General features: G+C 66.6%; 20 protein-coding genes. 6 read left to right on the forward strand and 14 right to left on the reverse strand.

The window, feature by feature from the left end:
* Positions 1-34 precede the first annotated feature (34 nt).
* The 12 genes from murG to SCH01S_RS08130 form a co-directional block, all read right to left on the reverse strand.
* A complete protein-coding gene (murG, locus tag SCH01S_RS08075; RefSeq protein WP_046348294.1) occupies positions 35-1120 on the reverse strand; it encodes an undecaprenyldiphospho-muramoylpentapeptide beta-N-acetylglucosaminyltransferase in 1086 nt (361 codons plus the stop codon).
* Positions 1117-2316: a peptidoglycan glycosyltransferase FtsW gene (locus tag SCH01S_RS08080; protein ID WP_046348295.1), complete on the reverse strand. Its 1200-nt coding sequence runs from the start codon at positions 2314-2316 to the stop codon at positions 1117-1119. The genes murG and SCH01S_RS08080 overlap by 4 nt, the downstream gene beginning before the upstream one ends.
* Positions 2313-3785 (reverse strand): UDP-N-acetylmuramoyl-L-alanine--D-glutamate ligase, encoded by a 1473-nt coding sequence (murD, locus tag SCH01S_RS08085; protein WP_046348296.1) that lies wholly within the window; start codon positions 3783-3785, stop codon positions 2313-2315. Before murD ends, SCH01S_RS08080 begins: the two co-directional genes overlap by 4 nt.
* Positions 3782-4852: a phospho-N-acetylmuramoyl-pentapeptide-transferase gene (mraY, locus tag SCH01S_RS08090; protein ID WP_046348297.1), complete on the reverse strand. Its 1071-nt coding sequence runs from the start codon at positions 4850-4852 to the stop codon at positions 3782-3784. The genes murD and mraY overlap by 4 nt, the downstream gene beginning before the upstream one ends.
* The gene (locus tag SCH01S_RS08095; RefSeq protein WP_046348298.1) at positions 4852-6246 is read right to left on the reverse strand and encodes a UDP-N-acetylmuramoyl-tripeptide--D-alanyl-D-alanine ligase; all 1395 of its coding nucleotides are present in this window, start codon (positions 6244-6246) and stop codon (positions 4852-4854) included. The genes mraY and SCH01S_RS08095 overlap by 1 nt, the downstream gene beginning before the upstream one ends.
* Positions 6247-6430: 184 nt before the next feature.
* Positions 6431-7849 (reverse strand): UDP-N-acetylmuramoyl-L-alanyl-D-glutamate--2,6-diaminopimelate ligase, encoded by a 1419-nt coding sequence (locus tag SCH01S_RS08100; protein WP_046348299.1) that lies wholly within the window; start codon positions 7847-7849, stop codon positions 6431-6433.
* A gap of 3 nt (positions 7850-7852) precedes the next feature.
* Complete coding sequence (locus SCH01S_RS08105; RefSeq protein ID WP_046348300.1) at positions 7853-9541, reverse strand: peptidoglycan D,D-transpeptidase FtsI family protein; 1689 nt, start codon at positions 9539-9541, stop codon at positions 7853-7855.
* Complete coding sequence (locus SCH01S_RS08110; protein WP_046348301.1) at positions 9541-10170, reverse strand: hypothetical protein; 630 nt, start codon at positions 10168-10170, stop codon at positions 9541-9543. The genes SCH01S_RS08105 and SCH01S_RS08110 overlap by 1 nt, the downstream gene beginning before the upstream one ends.
* A complete protein-coding gene (rsmH, locus tag SCH01S_RS08115; RefSeq protein ID WP_046348302.1) occupies positions 10167-11099 on the reverse strand; it encodes a 16S rRNA (cytosine(1402)-N(4))-methyltransferase RsmH in 933 nt (310 codons plus the stop codon). The genes SCH01S_RS08110 and rsmH overlap by 4 nt, the downstream gene beginning before the upstream one ends.
* Positions 11096-11566, reverse strand: a complete 471-nt coding sequence (locus tag SCH01S_RS08120; protein WP_157032862.1) for a division/cell wall cluster transcriptional repressor MraZ — start codon at positions 11564-11566, stop codon at positions 11096-11098. The genes rsmH and SCH01S_RS08120 overlap by 4 nt, the downstream gene beginning before the upstream one ends.
* Positions 11567-11855: 289 nt before the next feature.
* Positions 11856-12116: a hypothetical protein gene (locus SCH01S_RS08125; protein ID WP_046348334.1), complete on the reverse strand. Its 261-nt coding sequence runs from the start codon at positions 12114-12116 to the stop codon at positions 11856-11858.
* 61 nt (positions 12117-12177) lie between these two features.
* On the reverse strand, positions 12178-13158 hold the full coding sequence (locus tag SCH01S_RS08130; RefSeq protein WP_046348303.1) for a cysteine synthase A: 981 nt from the start codon (positions 13156-13158) through the stop codon (positions 12178-12180).
* A gap of 124 nt (positions 13159-13282) precedes the next feature.
* Here SCH01S_RS08130 and SCH01S_RS08135 point away from each other — a divergent pair, with 124 nt between their 5' ends.
* The gene (locus tag SCH01S_RS08135) at positions 13283-13591 is read left to right on the forward strand and encodes a hypothetical protein (protein WP_046348304.1); all 309 of its coding nucleotides are present in this window, start codon (positions 13283-13285) and stop codon (positions 13589-13591) included.
* 553 nt (positions 13592-14144) lie between these two features.
* Here the strand turns inward: SCH01S_RS08135 and SCH01S_RS08145 are convergent.
* On the reverse strand, positions 14145-15185 hold the full coding sequence (locus tag SCH01S_RS08145) for a DUF3667 domain-containing protein (protein WP_046348306.1): 1041 nt from the start codon (positions 15183-15185) through the stop codon (positions 14145-14147).
* A 156-nt stretch (positions 15186-15341) separates the two neighbouring features.
* Between SCH01S_RS08145 and SCH01S_RS08150 the strand changes: the two genes are divergently transcribed.
* From SCH01S_RS08150 to SCH01S_RS08170, 5 genes are all read left to right on the forward strand, one after another.
* Entirely contained in the window at positions 15342-15620 is a 279-nt protein-coding gene (locus tag SCH01S_RS08150) for a type II toxin-antitoxin system VapB family antitoxin (RefSeq protein WP_046348307.1), read from the forward strand.
* On the forward strand, positions 15617-16009 hold the full coding sequence (locus tag SCH01S_RS08155) for a type II toxin-antitoxin system VapC family toxin (RefSeq protein ID WP_046348308.1): 393 nt from the start codon (positions 15617-15619) through the stop codon (positions 16007-16009). Before SCH01S_RS08150 ends, SCH01S_RS08155 begins: the two co-directional genes overlap by 4 nt.
* A complete protein-coding gene (locus SCH01S_RS08160) occupies positions 16006-16494 on the forward strand; it encodes a DNA-deoxyinosine glycosylase (protein ID WP_046348309.1) in 489 nt (162 codons plus the stop codon). The genes SCH01S_RS08155 and SCH01S_RS08160 overlap by 4 nt, the downstream gene beginning before the upstream one ends.
* Before the next feature lie 54 nt (positions 16495-16548).
* Entirely contained in the window at positions 16549-17871 is a 1323-nt protein-coding gene (locus SCH01S_RS08165; protein WP_046348310.1) for a Y-family DNA polymerase, read from the forward strand.
* 82 nt (positions 17872-17953) lie between these two features.
* Positions 17954-18337 carry a hypothetical protein gene (locus tag SCH01S_RS08170; protein ID WP_046348311.1) on the forward strand — a complete coding sequence of 128 codons (384 nt, stop codon included), beginning with the start codon at positions 17954-17956 and terminating at the stop codon, positions 18335-18337.
* A 58-nt stretch (positions 18338-18395) separates the two neighbouring features.
* Here SCH01S_RS08170 and SCH01S_RS08175 read toward each other — a convergent pair whose 3' ends face one another.
* On the reverse strand, positions 18396-19211 hold the full coding sequence (locus SCH01S_RS08175; RefSeq protein WP_052733855.1) for an acyl-homoserine-lactone synthase: 816 nt from the start codon (positions 19209-19211) through the stop codon (positions 18396-18398).
* Positions 19212-19219 lie beyond the last annotated feature (8 nt).

Below are 19219 nucleotides of genomic sequence, written 5' to 3' on the forward strand. Positions count from 1 at the left end.
CCCGTCCCGGGGAGGATTTTTGGAGCGACTCCCCTCATCCCCCGATCTCCTCGATCAGGTCGGCGAGGTCGCGGACCGCGTCGGGGCGGCCGCAGCTCTTCGCCCGTCTTGCAGCGTTGGCGAGGGCTTCGGGTTCCAGGCCCAGCTTCTGCATCTGCTTGGCCAGTTCCACGGGCGTGAATTGCGATTGCGGGATCGAGCGCGCGCCGCCGGCTTCGACCAACTCCTTTGCGTTATAGGTCTGATGATCGTCGGTCGCCGCGGCGAACGGCACCAGGATCGCGGGCCGCCCGGCCGCCGCCAGCTCGGCAACGGTCGATGCTCCCGATCGCCCGATCACGAGGTGTGCGCGGCCCAGCCGTTCGGGAAGATCGGGCAGGTAGGTGGCGAGCTCGGCCGGAATGCCCTGCTCGGCATAGCGAGTGCGGACCCGCTCGATATCCTCGGCACGTGCCTGATGCGTCACCTGCAGCCGGGCGCGGAACACGGGCGGAAGCAGCCCCAGTCCTTCCGGCACCACGTCCGACAGGATCGTCGCGCCCTGGCTGCCGCCGGTCACGAGCACGCGGAACACGCCGTCATGATCGAGCGGCGGATAGGGTTTGTCGCGCAGTTCCAGCACTTCGTGGCGGACCGGGTTGCCGACCAGCCGCACCTTCATCGCGGCCTTTGAGGGGAGCCGCTGGATGTCGGGATAGGCGGTCGCGACGGCATCCACTCGGCCAGCCACGAACCGGTTCACGCGGCCGAGCACCGCATTCTGTTCGTGCACCGCCGTCGGAATCTTCGCCTTGAATGCGGCGAGCAGTGCGGGGAGCGCCGGATAGCCGCCGAACCCCATCACCGCCGCGGGCTGGAATTCCCGGAACAGCTGGCGCGCTTGTCGGCGGCCGGCAAGGATCGAGCGTCCGGCGCGCAGCCATCCCATCGGCCCGCCGCCCAGCCGGCCCGCCGGCAGCACGTGCGTCTCGACATTCTCGAACAGCCCCGGAAAGCGCGTGCCCCTTGCATCCGTGACCAGCGCAACGTGATGGCCCCGTCGCATCAGCTCTTCCGCCAATGCGTGCGCGGGCACCATGTGCCCGCCGGTGCCGCCCGCTGCGAGGACGAACCGGCTCATCGCTGGCCGTTCCACTTCACGACATAGGGGGAACGATGCAGGTACGGGTTGCGGCGCGTGAAGGCGAGCAGCAGGCCCATGCCGATCGCCAGTGCGATCATCGACGATCCGCCATAGCTGATCAGGGGCAAGGTCATGCCTTTGGACGGCGCAAGCTGCAGGTTCACTGCCATGTTGATCGTCGCCTGGACGCCGATCTGCGTGGTAAGGCCGGCGGCAGCGAGCATTGTGAACGTGTCTTCCTCGTCCAGCAGCTTCAGGAACACGCGGACGACGATCGCGAGGAAAATGAAGGCGATCGCCAGGCAGGCGATCAGGCCGAATTCCTCGCCGATCACCGAATAGATGTAATCGGTATGCGCTTCGGGCAGCTGGAACTTGGCGACGCCGCCGCCGGGGCCGGTGCCGAAAAAGCCGCCGCCGGTGATCGTCGCATGCGCCTTGTCGACCTGGTAGGTGTCGCCTTCGCCATAGATGAAGTTGTTGATGCGCGTCGTCGCGACCGGGTAGAACAGATAGGCGCAGACGATCCCGCCGAAGCCGGCGCCGATCAGTCCGCCGATCATCCGGCCGGACACGCCGGACAGCAGCAGCAGCGCCATCCACATCGTGCCAAACACGATCGTCTGGCCGAAATCCGGCTGCTTCATCAGCAGAATCGCGATCACGCCCACCAGCGCGCCGGTCAGCGGCACCACCGGCAGCGTCTTGTCCTGCTGGCGCAGGCTCAGCAGCCAGGCGAGGCTGACGACGAACAGCGGCTTCAGGAACTCCGACGGCTGGAATTGCGCGAACCCGACGCCGATCCAGCGATGAGCACCGTTCACCTCGACCCCGATCAGCGGCACCGCGGCGAGCATGATCGTGAAGAACGCGGCGCCGCCCAGCGCGAACCGCCGCGCCGTCTGCTTCGGCAGCATCGACACGCCCAGCATCACCGGCACGCTGATGATCACCCAGAACAGCTGTCGCCAGAAATAGTGAAGCGGCGCAAAGGTCACGCCCGCACCCGAATAGCGGTGCGCAGCGGACGGGCTGGCGGCGGCGACCGCGACCAGGCCGATCGAGATCAGCACCGTGATCAGCATCAGCAGCACGCGGTCGATTTCCCAGAACCAGAGGCCCAGCGGGCTGCGGTCGGCACGGCCGAGGCGCGCCACCTGCTTCTTGCGCCGGATCGCTGCGGTGTCGGTCATTGCAATGCCCCCACGGCCGCGCGGAAGGCGTCGCCCCGCGCTTCATAATCCCTGAACTGGTCGAACGATGCGCAGGCCGGCGACAGCAGCACCGTGTCCCCCGGCTCCGCGTCATTGGCCGCGCGGCGCACGGCTTCGTCGAGCACGCCGCACTCCGCGACCGGCATATGCGGTTCGAGCAGCCGCGCGAACATCGCCCCCGCCTCGCCGATCGTGTAGGCGGAGCGGACATGCGAAAAATGCGGCGCGCAGGCGTCCAGCTCGTCGGTCTTGGCCAGCCCGCCCAAAATCCACCGCACCTTCGGAAACGCCGCCAGCGCCGGCGCGGTCGAGGTCGGGTTGGTCGCCTTGCTGTCGTTCACGAACAGCACGCCGCCACGCTCGGCGACGCGCTCCATGCGGTGAGGGAGACCGGGATAGGTGCGGAGGCCTTCTGCGATTTCCTCCGGCAGTAGCAGCAACATGAGGTTAGCGCAGATTGCGATAGCCGCTGCCGCGTTTTCCGCGTTGTGCGGTCCAGCGAGCGCCGGCCAATCAGATTGTAACGCGAATACCTCGTCGTTGTAGCGCGCTTCTCCGTCGATGACGCCTTGGCCGGAACCTGCTCGATCTTCCTTGGTGTGAGCATGACCTTTGTTTATGCGAAGGCTCGTATAGCGCTTTCGATCAAACGCAGGCTCTTCCCAGGCCGCATCGGTCAAAATTGAACAATGCGGATATTTCTGCATTTCAAAAAGGCGCGTCTTCGACGCCACATAGGCCTCGAAGCTCCCATACCGATCCAGATGATCCGGCGTGATGTTCAGCAGCACCGCGACATCGCAGTCGAGCGTGTAGGTCAGGTCGATCTGGTAGCTGGAGAGTTCCAGCACATAGACGCCACCTTCGGGCAGCGGGTCCTGGGCGAGGATCGGCAGGCCGATATTGCCGCCCATCAGCGCGGGTACGCCCGCCGTCTTCAGGATGTGGGTGACGAGCGCGGTGGTGGTCGACTTGCCGTTGGTGCCGGTGATGCCGACGACCTTGTGCGGCGGCAGCTCGCTCCGCGCCTGGGCGAACAGCTCGATATCACCAATTAGGGGGACGCCGTAGCGCTTGGCGTGCGCCGCGATCGGATGCCGGTTGATCGGCACGCCGGGGGAGACGATGACGGCTTCGAAGCCGGTGAGGTCGAGGGTGAGGGGATCGGCGAGAACCAGATCCTCCCCGGAACGGGGAGGGGGACCGCTCGCGAAGCGAGTGGTGGTGGGGTCGGGGGTCTCGACCAGCGCTCCGGCCCCTCCACCATCGGCTTCGCCGATGGTCCCCCTCCCCGTTCCGGGGAGGAGCTTTGCTCTGGCGTCCTCGTTCGAATCCCACGCCCAAACGCACGCGCCCGCGGCCAGCAGCGCATCCACCGTCGCCAGCCCGCTCCGCGCGAGGCCCAGCACCGCATATTTCTTCCCGGCCCAGGCGCGCGACGTGATCATCGGACCTTCAGCGTCGACAGGCCGGCGAGCGCCAGCACCAGGGCGATGATCCAGAAGCGGATCACGACGGTCGGCTCGCTCCAGCCGAGCTGTTCGAAATGGTGGTGGATCGGCGCCATCTTGAACACGCGCTTGCCGGTGCGCTTGTAGAAGAAGACCTGGATGATCACTGACAGCGCCTCGACCACGAACAGCCCGCCGATGATGCCCAGCACGATCTCGTGATGCGCGACGACGGCGATCGTTCCCAGCGCTCCGCCGAGTGCGAGGCTGCCGGTGTCGCCCATGAAGACGGCGGCCGGCGGCGCGTTGAACCAGAGGAAGGCGAGGCCGGCCCCTGCGATCGCGCCGCAGAACAGCGCCAGATCACCCGCGCCGGGCACATGCGGAATGCCGAGATAGGTCGCAAACTTTGCGTTGCCGACCAGATAGGTGATCACCATGAACGCGACCGAGGCGATGATCACCGGCATCGTCGCGAGCCCGTCCAGCCCGTCGGTCAGGTTCACCGCGTTGCCGAACGCGACGATCGTGAAGGCGGCGAAGACGATGTAGAACCAGCCGATATCGGCCACCGGCTGCGCCACGAACGGCAGCCACAGATGCGTGCCGTTGTGCCGCACGATCAGCCAGGCGGCGATGCCGGCGATCAGGAACTCGAGCAGCAGCCGTACCTTACCCGAAACGCCGGCGTGGCTGGCCTTTCTGACCTTGTCCCAATCGTCGAGGAAACCGATCGCGCCGAAGCCGAGCGTCACCGCCAGGCACGCCCAGACATAGGGATTGCGCGGGTCCATCCACAGCAGCAGCGACACGGTGAGCGCGGTCAAGATCATCAGCCCGCCCATCGTCGGTGTGCCGCGCTTGGCGAGGTGGCTCTGCGGCCCGTCGGTGCGGATTGGCTGCCCCTTGCCCTGGCGCACGCGCAGCCAGCCGATGAACTTCGGCCCGATGATCAGGCCCAGGAACAAGGCCGTCGCCACCGCGCCGCCCGCGCGAAAGCTCAAATAGCGGATCAGGTTCAGGATGCCGGGGAAGCCGAGCTGTTCCGCAATGAGGTAGAGCATCAGTCCTTGTTCGCCTCCGCCAGTGCCCCGGCGCTCAGATCGGCAACCAGCCGGCCCAGCCCCACGGAGTTCGACGCCTTGATGAGAACCGCGTCGCCGGCGCCGACATGCCCCTTAAGGGCGTCGAGCGCGGCTGCGGCGGCGGGCACATGCGCGAACTCTATCTTCCCCTCAAGCGCTTTCGCCAGCGGCGCCATCTCTTCGCCGACGAGCAGTGCGAAATCGACGTTCGCCCGGGCAATCGGCTCGGCCAGTTCGGCGTGGAAGCGCGGCCCTTCCTGCCCAAGCTCCCGCATCGCGCCCAGCACGGCGACGCGGCGAAGCGCGGATTGCTCCCCCAGCACTTTCAGCGTCGCCCGCATCGAGGCGGGATTGGCGTTGTAGCTTTCATCGATCACCAGCGCCTCGCCGCCGGGCACCTGCACCTGCACCCGCGCGCCGCGGCCCGCCATGCCCTGCAGCTCGGCAAGCGCGAGGCCGGCGATTGCCAGATCGCCACCAGCCGCCTCGACGGCCGCGATCACCGCCAGTGCGTTCGACACCCAATGCTCGCCGGACTGGCCGATCGTCATCGTCAGGCTCGCATCCGGCAGCTGCACCGTCACGAGCGTCCCGCCGCCCTTGGACGGCACGCGCTCCACTGCATGGACATCGGCGCCCTTGTCGAGCCCGAAGGTCATCACTCGCGCACCATGCCTCTTTGCCGCTTCGACCAGAATGTCGCGCTGCGGCGAATCGTACGGAATGACCGCCGTTCCGCCCGGCTCCAGGCCCTCGAAGATTTCGGCCTTGGCGCGCGCGATGCCCTCGATCGATCCCAGCATCTCGATATGCGCCGGCGCGATCGTGGTGATGACGGCGATGTTCGGGCGCACCAGTCGCGTCAGCGCGGCAATCTCGCCGGCATGGTTCATGCCCATTTCGAAAACGCCGAAGCGCGTGCTTTCGGGCATCCGTGCCAGGCTCAGCGGCACGCCGGTATGATTGTTGTAGCTTTTCAGCGATCGGTGGGCACGACCGGGCGCGATTCGGTCGAACGCTGCGAACAGCGCCTCCTTCGTGCCCGTCTTGCCCACCGACCCTGTGACGCCGACGATCTGCGCCGTCGTGCGCGCCCTCCCTGCGATCCCGAGGGCATCCAGCGCCGCCCGTGTGTCGGCGACGAGAATATGCGGATGGGGAACCGGCCGGGAGACGATCGCCCCCGCCGCCCCTTGTGCGAAAGCCTGATCGACGAAACGATGCCCGTCCGTCGTCTCGCCAGGCAAGGCGACGAACAGGTCGCCCGTCCCGACCTCGCGCGAATCGAAGGCCACGCCGGTGGCCATGAAGGCGGTGGAGGCGACGCCGGATACGGCCTGCGCGATCTCGGCTGATGTCCAGAGGGGGGTCATGCAACCCTCTCCCTGCACGGGAGAGGGCGACTCAGCCCTGCGGGGCTGAGCGGGGAGAGGGTATTGCGGCACGCGGCCGACCACCCTCTCCTAGCTACGCTAGGCAGTCCTTCGACAAGCTCAGGACTGCCAAGCTCCGCTGTTCCTCTCCCCTCAAGGGAGAGGAAATAAGACCGCCCCCCCCTCACGCCGCGCACTCCCGCGCGACCGTCACGTCATCGAACGGCAGCACGCGGTCGCCGACGATCTGGCCCTGCTCGTGGCCCTTGCCAGCAAGCAGCACCACATCGTCGGCGCCGGCTATTGCGACCGCTTCGGCGATAGCTTCGCGGCGGCCGGGGATTTCGCGCGCGTCGGCGGCACCGGCGAGGATATCGCGGCGGATCGCGGCGGCGTCCTCGCTTCTCGGATTGTCGTCGGTCACCACCACCATTTCCGCGACCTGTGCGGCGACGCGGCCCATCTCCGGGCGCTTGCCTTGGTCGCGATCGCCGCCGGCGCCGAAGACGATGATCAGCCGCCCCTTGGTGTGCGGCCTCAGCGCCGCAGCGGCTGCCTCGATCGCGTCGGGTGTGTGGGCATAATCGACATAGATCGGCGCGCCTGCGCGAGTGATCGCCGCCCGCTCCAGCCGCCCGCGCACCGGCGTCACGCGCGCCAGATGCTCGAGCGTCTTCGCGGTGTCGCCGCCGGTCGCAATGGCGAGGCCGGCGGCGACGCACGCATTCGCGGCCTGATAGGCGCCGATCAGCGGCAGCATCACCTTGTAGCTCTTGCCGTCAGCCTCGATCATCAGTTGCTGGCCCAGCCGCGAGGGCGTGCGCGACTTGAGCCGCAACGCCTCTCCACGCTCTCCGACCGTCAGCACACGCAATCCCCTGGTCCGGGCGACCTCGATCACCTTTTCCGAATGCGCGCCATCGTCGGCCCAGACAACCGCCGCACCGTCCTCATCCACAACTTCTTCGAAAAGGCGCAGCTTGGCGGCGAAGTAGCTCGCCATGTCGCCGTGATAATCGAGATGATCGCGGCTGAGGTTGGTGAACCCGGCAGCACGCACCGGCAGCCCTTCGGTCCGCTTCTGGTCGAGGCCGTGGCTCGACGCCTCGAACGAAAGGTGCGTGACGCCTTCGCGCTTCAGCCCGGCGACGTTCGACAGAAAGGTGACGATGTCGGGCGTGGTGAGGCCAGTCAGCACCTGGTCGTGGGCGGTCGTCACGCCCAGAGTCCCGATCGAGGCCGCATTGTGCCCGGCGAGCCGCCAGAGCTGACGCGTCAGCTCGACGCTTGAGGTCTTGCCGTTGGTGCCGGTGACGGCCACCGTCACGTCCGGATAGGGCGCGAAGAACTTCGCCGCGAGCAGCGCGAAGGCGCGGCGCGGTTCCGATGCCGCGATATGCGGCGCGCCCTCGACCCGCGCCTCCGGCCGCGCGACGATAGCCGCTGCGCCCGACGCGATTGCCTGCGGGATGAAGTCCTCGCCGTTGAACCGCGCACCCTTGAAGGCGCCGAAAATCGTGCCCGGCGCCACCTTGCGGTGGTCGATCGCGAAGCCGGTTACCTCAGTGGGAGAATCGATGCCGGCCAGGTCGCTGAGCCGCATCGATCATTCTTCCTTGCCGTGCACGAAGGGCAGCACTTCACCCATGTTCGCCTCGCGGCCCTCATCCGGCATCACGCCCAGCATCGGGCCGATCCGGCTGACCACGCCGGATACGACCGGGGCGACGTTCCAGCCCGCGGTATGAAACCCGAAGGTCTCCTTGGTGCCTTTGGGGTCGTCCAGCATCGCGACCACCACATAGCGCGGCTCATCCATCGGGAACACGCCGGCAAACGTCGTGACGACCGCGCCGCTCGTATAGCGCCCGCCGACGATCTTTTCCGCGGTCCCCGTCTTGCCGCCGATCCGATAGCCGGGCGCATCGGCTTTGCGGCCGGTGCCGCTGGTCACGACGAGGCGGAGCAGAGCGCGCATCTTGTAGGATGTTTCGGCGCTGAATACACGCTCGCCTTTGGGCACGGGCCGTCCGGCATCGTGCTTCAGCAAGGTCGCCGGCCGCCAATAGCCGCCGTTGAACAGCGTCGCGTAACCGGTCGCAAGATGCAGCGGCGACACGGCGATGCCGTGGCCATAGCCGACCGTCATTGTCGCGATCTCGCCCCAATTGTCGCCGGGCGTGAGCGGCCGGCCGCGCTCCGGCAGCTCGATCGAGACCTTCTCGAGGAAATGCATCCGCCGCAGCCATTCGCGCTGGCGCGTCGCGCCGACTTGCGCCGCGATCTGCGCGGTGCCGATGTTCGACGACCGCTGCATGATCTCGGCGACCGTGCAGGCGCCGCCGAACGGGTGGGTATCGGTGATCGAGAAGCGGCCGACATGCAGCGCGCGCGGGCAGTCATAGGTCTGCCCGAAGCTCTTCACGACCCCGTCCTCCATCGCCATCGCGACGGTGAACGGCTTGAAGGTGGAACCGAGCTCATAGACGCCGAGCGTGGCGCGATTGAACGCGGCGTCCGGGCCCTGCTGCGCCGGCTTGTTGGGGTTGAGCTCCGGCATCGACGTCAGCGCGATCACTTCGCCGGTCTTGATGTCCATGACGACGCCGGCGGCGCCGTTCGCGCTGAACTTCGTCATCGCCGCGCCAAGCTCGGCCTCAAGCGCCTGCTGCACACGGCTGTCGATCGACAGCATCACGCCCGTCCCGCGCGCGGAACCGGTCAGCTCCTTTTCCAGCACCTTTTCCATGCCGGAGACGCCGTCGCCGTTGAAATTGGTGAAGCCCAGCACGTGCGCGGCGAGCATGCCTTGCGGATAGATGCGCTCCGGCTCGCGGCCCAGATCGATGCCCGGCTCGCCCAGACGGTTCACGGCCGCGACCAGCTCCGGCGTCGCGCGGCGGCGCAGATAGGTGAAGGTCAGCTTCGATTGAAGGATCTTCAGATATTCGTCCGCGCTCCGCTCCGGCATCAGCCGCGCGAGCGACGCGGCCAAAGTACGCTTGTCGCCGATCACCTTGCCGGGATGGATACCGATCGACCAGGCCTCGATCGTCTGCGCAAGCGGGATGCCGTTGCGGTCGAGAATATCGCCGCGCGCCAGGCCGCTGACATGCGCGCGATTGGTGCTGCTGTCCGTGAACACCGACAGGTATGCGATCCTGAGGCTGATCATCGCGGTCGCGCCGATGAACAACAGCATCAGCAGCATCAGCCGGACATGCGCCAGCGCGATTTCCGGCCGCCGCTCCGGCAGCGCGCGAAGCTGCATCGGGCTGGGCGCGGCCGTCGCCATCAGCGCGCCTTGCCCTTGGCTTCCTTCGCCGCCGCACGCGCGATGTCGGTCATCGACGAATCGTCGAGCAACGCGACTTTCTGGACCACCGGCACCCTGGCGGCAGGCTTGGACCTGGATTTCACGGCCGGCGTCGCAACCGGCGCTTCGACCGGCGCGATCATCGCGACGGTCTGGATCAGCGGCGGCGATTTGACTGCGGGAATGACCGGCACACCGTCGGCGCCGACGTCCCGCACCACCGCAGGCTTGAAGGTTGGGCGGTTGGCGGGCGCGGGCGCCGCCTCGGCGCTGGCGAGCGCGGTGGTCGCGGCCGGCCTGCCGATGTCGCCGCCCTCGGCCGGCGAATAGGATGCGAGCTGCACGCCGCTGGGCACATATTGGCCGACCTTGGGCGCGGCGAGCGCCAGCACTTCGTTGTTATAGTCTTCGAGCTGACGCAGGCTGGCGCGGGCACTGAACTCGGTCTCCAGCCGGCGGATGTCGCGATGCGTGACCGCGATCTTGCGTTCCACGCCTTCCAGCGCGTTGCGCTCCGCCGCAACCTGCAGCGAGACGAGATAGAAGCCGAGCGCCGCGCTCGCGACACCCGCCACCCAGCCGATCGGCCGCATCCGCCGCGTGATCATGCCGCCTCTCCCTTGTTGCTCCACGCCTCTGCCGAAGTGCGCCGGGCGACCCGCAGCGTGGCCGAGCGCGCCCGCGGATTTGCCGCCGTCTCGCGCGCGCCCGGCCGCACCGCCTTGCCCACCGCCTCGAAACTGGGCCGGCGCGCCTTCGCCGCCGGCAGATGACGCGAACCCGCCGGCGCCTGACCGCTGCGGTCGCGCAGGAATTGCTTCACGATCCGGTCTTCCAGGCTGTGGAAGGTAACGACCGCCAGTCGCCCGCCCGGCGCCAGCACCCGCTCCGCCGCTTCCAGTCCGCCGGTCAGTTCATCCAGCTCCCGGTTCAGGTAGATGCGGATCGCCTGGAACACCTGGACCGCCGGATCCTTGTCCTTGCCGGCGATGAAACCGACGCTTTTCCGCACCACCGCCGCGAGCTGAAGCGTCCGCTCGAGCGGGCGCGCAGCGACGATCGCGCGCGCGATCCGGCGCGAACGGCGCTCCTCGCCATAGCGGTAGATCACGTCCGCGATCTCGGCTTCGTCGGCCGAATTCAGCCATTCGGCGGCGGTCATCCCCGCCTGCTCCATCCGCATGTCGAGCGGACCGTCCGCCTGCACGGAAAAGCCGCGATCGGCCTGATCGAACTGCATCGATGACACGCCGATATCCAGCGTCACGCCGTCGACCGGCAGCGCGTCCACATCGGCCAGCGCATCCTCCATCTCGGAAAAGCGCCGCTCGATCAGCGTCAGCTCCGCGTCATGGATCGCGCGGCCAGCGGCGATCGCACCCGGGTCGCGGTCGAATGCATAGACCCGCGCACCCTTGGCCAGCATCGCGCGGGTGTAGCCGCCGGCGCCGAAGGTGCCGTCGACGTGCCGCTCGCCCGGCCGGATCGCCAACGCGTCGATCACTTCGTCGAGCAGAACGGGGACATGACCGCTCATTTCGCGCCTCGCTTGGCGCGGGTGAACTCGACCAGTTCCTTCAGGTTCGGGTCGACGCCGTCGGCCGCGAGCAGCACGTCCGGGTTCCAGATTTCGAAGAAATTGCCCGCGCCCGAAAACACGGCATCAGTGCCCGGCAGCAGCTTCGCCTTCATCGCGTAGAAGTCAGGCAGGACGAACCGGCCGCTCGAATCAAAGCCGGCCGATTCCGTCATCGCGAGCGCCCGGCGCTTGGCATTGTAGTCGACGTCCGCGCCCTCGGCTTCCAGCGCTTCCTCGCGTCGCTCAAGGCGTTCGTGGCTGCGCTTCAACCAGGCGGGGTCGTAAGCGATCAGGCACGGGTCCTTGGGATGCAGGGCGATGACGACGGTACGGGGATCGCCGCCACCGGCCTCGACATTCCGCTCGATCACGGCGCGCATGGAGGCGGGGATCGCGACGCGGCCCTTGCCGTCGACCGCGGTCATCGCAAATCCGTTAAAGGCCTCCCGTTCGCCCACGCGCACCCTTTCGGGCGGGGCGCAAAACTCCTCGTTCCGGAAAGCGCATCGTTCCGCGCCGTCCAGTGCCGACTCGACTCAAGGGAATAGCCCCGCCTGTGACGACTCACATATCGCGGGCAGCCACGGGATACAACGGGATTTTGCGGGAAAAGCCGGGAAACTCACCACGTTCGGGCGCGGAAATGCGGCGCCCTGCCCGCATGGCGCACGATGTTCCAAATCTGTTCCGGGGACAGCACGGGAAATCGGGGGGTTATTGGCCCGCGGGCGGCGTCGCGGGCGCGGCGGCGTTGCTCGTCGGCGGTGCGGCGGGGGTCACGCCGATCTCTGTAAGCGGATCGCTGGGCGCTACCGCGGTGTTGCCGACCATGTTCGCGACCGTCTGCTGCGAGGCGTTGACCGCGACGACATTGTCGCCGGGGCGGTGGCGTGCGGATTCGAAGATCGCTGTCGACACGGCGACGACCAGCAAGACGGCGCCCAGCCCCGTCAGCCCGACGCGCACCCGTTGCATTCCAGCGCGTTTGTCTTCCGACATCCCGACGAATGTAGCGCGTTCGCTCGCGAAAGCAAAATCAGGAGTCTGCGGCGGGTTTCAGCCCCTTCGCGGCCAGCCATTCCGGGTTGTAGAGCGTAGACAGGTAACGAAACCCGGTGTCGCACAGCACCGTGACGATCCGCTTGCCCGGCCCCAGCTCCCGCGCCAGCGCCATCGCGCCGGCGACGTTGATGCCGGACGAAAGCCCCAGGCACAGCCCTTCCTCGTTCAGCAGGGCATCGATCTGGGCCAGCCCTTCCTCGTCCGAAATCCGGAACTGCGTATCGATCGGCGCCCCTTCCAGGTTGGCGGTGATCCGCCCCTGCCCGATCCCCTCGGCGACGGAGCTGCCTTCGGACTTCAACTCGCCATAGCGGTAATAGCTGTAGAGCGCGGCGCCGTGCGGATCGGTCAGCGCGATCGTGATGTCCGGATCCTTGGCCTTCAGGCCGAGGCCCACGCCCGCCAGCGTGCCGCCCGTCCCCACTGCGCAGGTGAAGCCGTCGATCCGCCCGTCCATCTGTTCCCAGATTTCCTCGGCGGTCCAGCGGATGTGCGCCCGCCTGTTGGCGATATTGTCGAACTGGTTGGCCCACAGCGCGTTCGGCGTCTCCTCCGCGATCCGGCGCGAGGTGTGCACGAAATGGCACGGGCTCGCATAGGGCGCGGCCGGCACCAGCACCAGCTCGGCGCCGAGCGCGCGGAGCGTATCCATCTTCTCGCGGCTCTGCGTCTCGGGCATGACGATGATCGTCTTGTAGCCCTTGGCGTTGCCGACCAGCGCCAGGCCGATGCCGGTATTCCCGGCCGTTCCCTCGACGATCGTGGCGCCGGGGCCGATCAGTCCCTGCTCCTCGGCATCCTCGACGATGCCCAGCGCCGCCCGGTCCTTCACCGACGCGCCGGGATTCAGAAACTCGCATTTGCCGAAGATGTCGCAGCCGGTCGCGTCGCTCGGCCCCTTCAGGCGCACCAGCGGCGTGTGGCCGATCAGCGCCAGCGTATCGGGTAAGGTCATAGCGTGGAGGTAGGGCCCAGCCGCGCGCCGGGCAAGCAGGGGAAACTTGGGAGCCGCCAAGCCATTCAATCCGCATTCACTCCAGCCGGCTATCGTCGTGGCACGACGAGCAGATCGGAGGGGAATGATGAAGGGTTTGACGGCCGCGGTCCTGTCGGCGGCGCTTCTCGTATCCGCACCGGCGTTCGCCCAGTTCAATTATGACCGGGCGCAGCAAAACTATATGGATCTGCTGTCCGGCAAGAAGCAGCCGCACGACCTGACCCCGACCGAACTCTACGAGGTCCGCCAGTTCGACGCCGGCGTGCGCGCCAACCCCAGACCGCTGCCCGACACCAAGGCCAACTGCCGCGACCGCAACGCGACCGCGCGACCGCCGTCGCCGCTGGAAGAGGCCGTCATCGACCTGAAATGCTCCCAGCGCCCGGAGTGAAAGCCGCCCGGCGCACAATCCGTTGCAGACGGTCGCCGTCGTCCACATAACCTGTCTGATGGCAGTAAATTTATCCCTCGGGCTTCTGCTGGCGGCAGCTTTGCAATCCCCGGCAGGGGCACAGACCTCGTTCGACCCGATCGCGACCACTCGGTCTTTCCTGGATCTTTTGGGGTCCCATCCTCATGCAGCGAGCAGGCTCGCGACGAGCGACGCAGTGATGGTGGCAGGGGACATCGGCGCGCCACTGAGAGACTATGTCGAGAAAATTCGGCCTGAGACAAATCTGCTCGCTGGCTGCCGTATCGGGCAACTCCAGCAGATGCCATTTCCCTTGGATAAGGGGTCCGATGACGCCAATCTGCCATCTTGGCTGAAAGGCGGAAAGTTGATCGCTGTCCAGGGCACCTACTTTTGCACTAGGCCGGATGGACCCGAACGTACGGTCAAGACTACCGTCGTTCTGAAGGATGAGCGTGTGGCAATGGTAGGTTTTGAGTTTGCCGGGCAAGCGGCCCCTGCCCGCTAGTTATTCGACGGATGGCGCAGCCCGTCAGCTCATCGCGGTGACGAGCGCGTAGAACATCCCCGCCGAGACCGCCGCGATGCCGTAGAGCAGCGGCAGGCGCAGCAGGGCGCCGGTGCGGGACAGCTGATATGCGCCGCGCATGTCCACGTACATATGCCAGAGCGCGTAGAGCATCAGCGCGAGCGTAATGACGCCCGTCGCCAGCCCGATCCAGCTTGCGATCATCCATAGCGAGAACAGCAGCGACATGAACGAGATCGAATAGGTCACGAACGTCGCGTGATCGTACAAGCCGTAATCGCGTCGCCAGGCGAACAGCAGCCACAGCATCGGCGTGCTGATCAGGATCAGCGCCCAGGAGAATTTATAGGCGTTTGCCTTGAGTCGGTAGGCGACGAACTCCTTGTTCGTCTCGATCTGCTCCAGCATCGATCGGCCACCGGGATCGGCGTTGGCGCTTGATTTGCCGACATCGGCTGCGATCGCGCTCGCCGCGGCAAGCTCCTGCCGGTTGTCGCGCGCCTCCGTGAGCCGCTGCTGCAACGTGACGCGGCGGGAGGCACTCAGGTCAGGCTGCTGCAGGTCCGCTTCCGTCGATGCGATGCGGTCATCCAGCTTCGCCACCTGCTTCTGCAGCGACTGAGCGCTTTCCTGCGCTTTCGCCTGGGACGAGCCGCCATGATGGCCGAAGATCGAATAGACCGCGTACATCAAAAGCGCGCTGAACAGGAACAGCGCGAAGGGCGACACGAACTTCGCCCGCTCGCCGTGAATATAGCGCCGCGTCAGCTGCCCCGGCCGCAGCGCCAGCTCCGGCAGCGTGCGCCAGAGCTTGCCGTCGAAATGCAGCACGCTGTGCAGCAGATCGTGCCAGATGGCGCCGAGGGTGCGATGCACATGCGCCGGTTGCCCGCAATTGGCGCAATAGGATCCGGTCAGCGCCGCCCCGCAATTGAGGCAGTCGGAGCCGTGCGGCATATCCGCCCGAGGCCCATGCGCCGGCTCGACCGCGGCCGCCCACAGTCCGCCGGTCACCACATCGCCTGCATCGGAAAGACCTGACATGGGACTGTGGTAGCAACCTAGCATTGTTTGAGCCAGCCGCAGCTGTCCACGTCGCCGGCTCTGCAGCGCCAGGTTGAAATCCCGACCTCTTTTCCAGCAGTATCGCCGTCGATTGGCCCTCGCTATATTGGTTGGAAGTTTCGAAAGGCCGTTTGGATGGGCGCAGAGCTCAAGATCGACAGTGCGGAGGCTATCGCATTGGCAGAGCAGCTAGCCCGCTCCACCGGGGAGTCGGTGGAGCGGGTCGTGCTTGACGCTCTTCGGAAGAGGGCTCGAGAGGTCGATTTGCAGCTCGCGGACCCGACGACCGAGCGGGAAAAGCTGGAGCTTGAGTTCTATCGCATGATCGCGGGCAGCCGCAGCCGGTGGAAGGGCGCTATGTTGTCAATCGATCACGCGGACATTCTCTACGACGAGGATGGTCTGCCGAGATGATCGTCGACACGTCGGCGATCATCGCTCTGATCAGGGAAGAACCAGAAACAGCCTGGATCGTGCCGCTCCTGTTAGACAATTTCGGCAAGGCGAAGATGTCGCTGGCCAACTATCTGGAAGCTGCGATCGCCGTCGACGGAAATGATGATGAGGTCTTGTCGGATCGGCTTGACTGGATCATCAAGCATTGGGCCATCGAGCTGGTACCCGTCAGCCGGCATCACGTCGAAGTCGCGCGCGAAGCTTATCGCCTGTTCGGCAAAGGTCGGCACGAGGCACGTCTGAATTTTGGGGACTGCTTCGCCTACGCGCTCGCCCGCACGACCGGCGAGCCGCTATTGTCCAAGGGCAGCGACTTCGCGCAAACCGACATCAGATCGGCTCGGTGACTCGCCACGCATCGTTTCCGCCCGTCGTCGACGCCGACACCCGGATACTGATCCTTGGTAGCCTGCCCGGGGCTGCGTCGCTCGCGGCGGGGCGCTACTACGCGCATCCGCGGAACCAGTTCTGGCGCCTGCTGGGGGCGGTGATCGGGACGGACCTGGCCGGCCTTCCCTATGACGAGCGCCTGTCGACGCTCATCGACCATCGCGTCGGCCTTTGGGACGTGATCGCCGATGCCGAGCGACCGGGCAGTCTGGACGCGGCGATACGCAATCATGCGCCCAACGACCTGCAGAGCCTCGTCGCCCGATTGCCGGCGCTTCGCACAATCGGCTTCAACGGCGCCACCGCCGCGCGGATCGGCCGCGACCAGCTCGGGGCGTGGGCAGATCGCTACCGGCTTATCCCGCTGCCCTCCAGCAGCCCCGCCCGCGCCGCGTCTTTCGAGGCAAAGCTCGCCCGATGGCAGGAGCTGATGTCACGCTAGGCAGGTTCGGCGCTTCTGTGCTGCGCACCAATGTTCTGCTAATGTTCCGCGGCTATGAGTCAGCCTGCGTCTTCCGCGTGCCGCGATCTGTGCGATTTGCCGCCCCGCCCGCTGCGCTGGCTGTTCCTTGACCTGAACAGCTATTTCGCGAGCGTCGAGCAGCAGCTTCAGCCGGAACTGCGCGGCAGGCCGGTGATCGTGGCGCCCGTCGGCAGCGACACGACCGTCGCCATCGCCGCGTCGTACGAAGCCAAGCGCTACGGCATCAACACCGGCACGCCGGTCTGGGAAGCGAAGCAGAAATGTCCGGATCTGCTGATCACACCTGCCCGTCACGAACGCTATGTCGAGTTTCACGACGCGATCATTGCCGAGGTCTGGAACCATGTTCCCGTTACGCATGTCTGCTCGATCGACGAAGTCGCCTGCCGCCTGCTGGATAATGAAAACAGTGCGGAAGCCGCCCGCGCGCTCGCGCTTCGCATCAAGGCCGGCATCCGCGACAATATCGGCGCGTGCCTGACCTCCTCGATCGGCATCGCGCCAAACCGGCTGCTGGCGAAGCTGGCGTCCGACATGCGCAAGCCTGACGGGCTGATCGTCCTCACCGCCGACCAGCTTCCGCACCGTCTGTTCGCGCTGGAGCTGCGCGACATCGCCGGGATCGGCGCGAAAATGGAACGGCAGCTTGCGCGCGCCGGCATCAACGACATCGCCGGGCTGTGCGCCCGCCGGCCGCGCGATGCCGGATCGGCCTGGGGCGGCACCAACGGCGATCGGCTCTGGTATCTGCTGCACGGCGTCGATCTGCCCGAAAAGCCGACGCAGAGCCGCACGATCGGCCACAGCCATGTGCTGGCGCCGAGGGCGCGCGGGCTGGAGCCGACCCGGCTGGTCGCGCGACGCCTCGCGCTGAAGGCGGCGAGCAGGCTGCGGCGCAAGAGCTGTCTGGCTCGGCTGCTGGTGCTGCACGGCAAATTCGAGGGCGACAAGTCGAGCTGGCGGACCGCGGTGAAGCTTTCGCCGACCCAGGACAGCTTTGCGATCCTCGCCGCGCTCGACCGGTTGTGGCCGCGGCTGGAAGCTACCGGGCGCGCGCGGCCCGGCGGCTTTCGGCTGCGGATGGTCGGGGTCACGCTGGCCGGGATCGAGCCAATCGCGGCCGAGCAGGGCTCGCTGTTCGCGCACCTCGATCCGGACAGCGCGCCGGCTCGGGAGACGCGCAGCCTGGCGCTCAGCCGCGCGATGGATCGGCTGAATGCGCGGTTCGGGCGCAATGCCGTGACGCTCGGCCCGCTCGCCGGCGGGCGCGCGGATCAGGTCGGCACCAAGATCGCGTTCGGCCGTATTCCCGAGCTTGCGGAATTCCATGAATGACAACGACAATCGACGAGCGTCATGTTACAGTGTCGCATGCGGGCTTGACCCGAGGGGCCTCACTCACGAAATCGGACAGCCTATGACGCGAATCGCTCCCCTTACCGCCGTGGCGGCCCTGCTCGCGCTGGCCGCATGCAATAATAACAAGCAGCCGGAGGTGATCGACACCAATCCGGATCCGATGGCCAACCAGATTGCCAACGCGGCGCCGATCGAGCTGCCGCCGGCCGTCACCGACAGCGCTATCTATCGCTGCAAGGACAATTCGATCGTCTATGTCGACTTCCTCGGCGACAAGACGCAGGCGAACGTGCGCACCAAGAAGGGCGGCACCCCGACCCATGTGCAGGCCGAAGGCGCAGGCAAGCCGCTGACCGGCGGCAACGGCTATTCGGTCTCGGGCAGCGGCAAGACGGTGCAGATCGCCGTCAACGGCGGCGCCGCCCAGGCCTGCAACCGCTAAGTTTCACTCGATTAAGTGAAAAGGGCCGGCGCGGGAGACCGCGTCGGCCCTTTTCGCGTCAGGCGGTCGCGCTCAGCGTCTCAGCCTGGTTGCGACGGATATAGTCGAACGCCCGCTTGTTCAGCTTCGGGTTGGCGATCGTCCGCATCGCGTTCTGGGTCACCTCGCGCAGGTCCTTCTCCCTGGGCTGCAGCGACGCCGTCAGCGACGATTGCAGCGCCAGAGCCGCCGCGCGCTCGTGGATAGAACGCTGGTCGGACGCATCGGGCATCAGCCGGATGTGGCTGTGCTCCGGCAGGTCGAAGTCGCGGCGGATCTTGGCGATCGCGACATCGCTGGCGTCGACTTCGAACGCGATGCCGGTGCCCTGGCCGAACTCGGTCGGATCGCCCAGCAGGTTGACCCGCCAGCCCATCGTGATCAGCCCCGGCAGCAATCTTACTTCGGCGAAGGCGACGCATTTGGTGCCGCCCGCGGCGCGCGCCAGCTCGAGCGGCGTTAGCATCTGGCATGCGCGCCGGCGCTGGTTGTGCCGCGCCCCGCCCGTTTCCAGGCAGATGCCGCGCGTGATCTCCCATACGCCCGGGCCCGTCGGATCGCCGCTTTCCGGCGCCATCGCGTGGCTGAAGACGTCGGTCAGCAGCGAGCGGTCGTCGGTCGGCCGATAGCGGCAGGCCATCGTGAGCTTGTGCTCGTAATCGAACGAGAAGCCATACACGGCGCGCTCGTCGTCATACTGATCGATTTCCAGCCCATCGCGGACAGGAATGTTCCAGCCGAGTTCGTCGACGAACACGGCCTTTCGAAGTCGATAAAATTCCTCGATCTCGCGCTCATAGAGCGCGCGATTCTCACTCGAAACCACATGCAACATTAAGACGA

Source organism: Sphingomonas changbaiensis NBRC 104936 (assembly GCF_000974765.1).
Classification (GTDB): Bacteria; Pseudomonadota; Alphaproteobacteria; order Sphingomonadales; family Sphingomonadaceae; genus Sphingomonas_B; species Sphingomonas_B changbaiensis.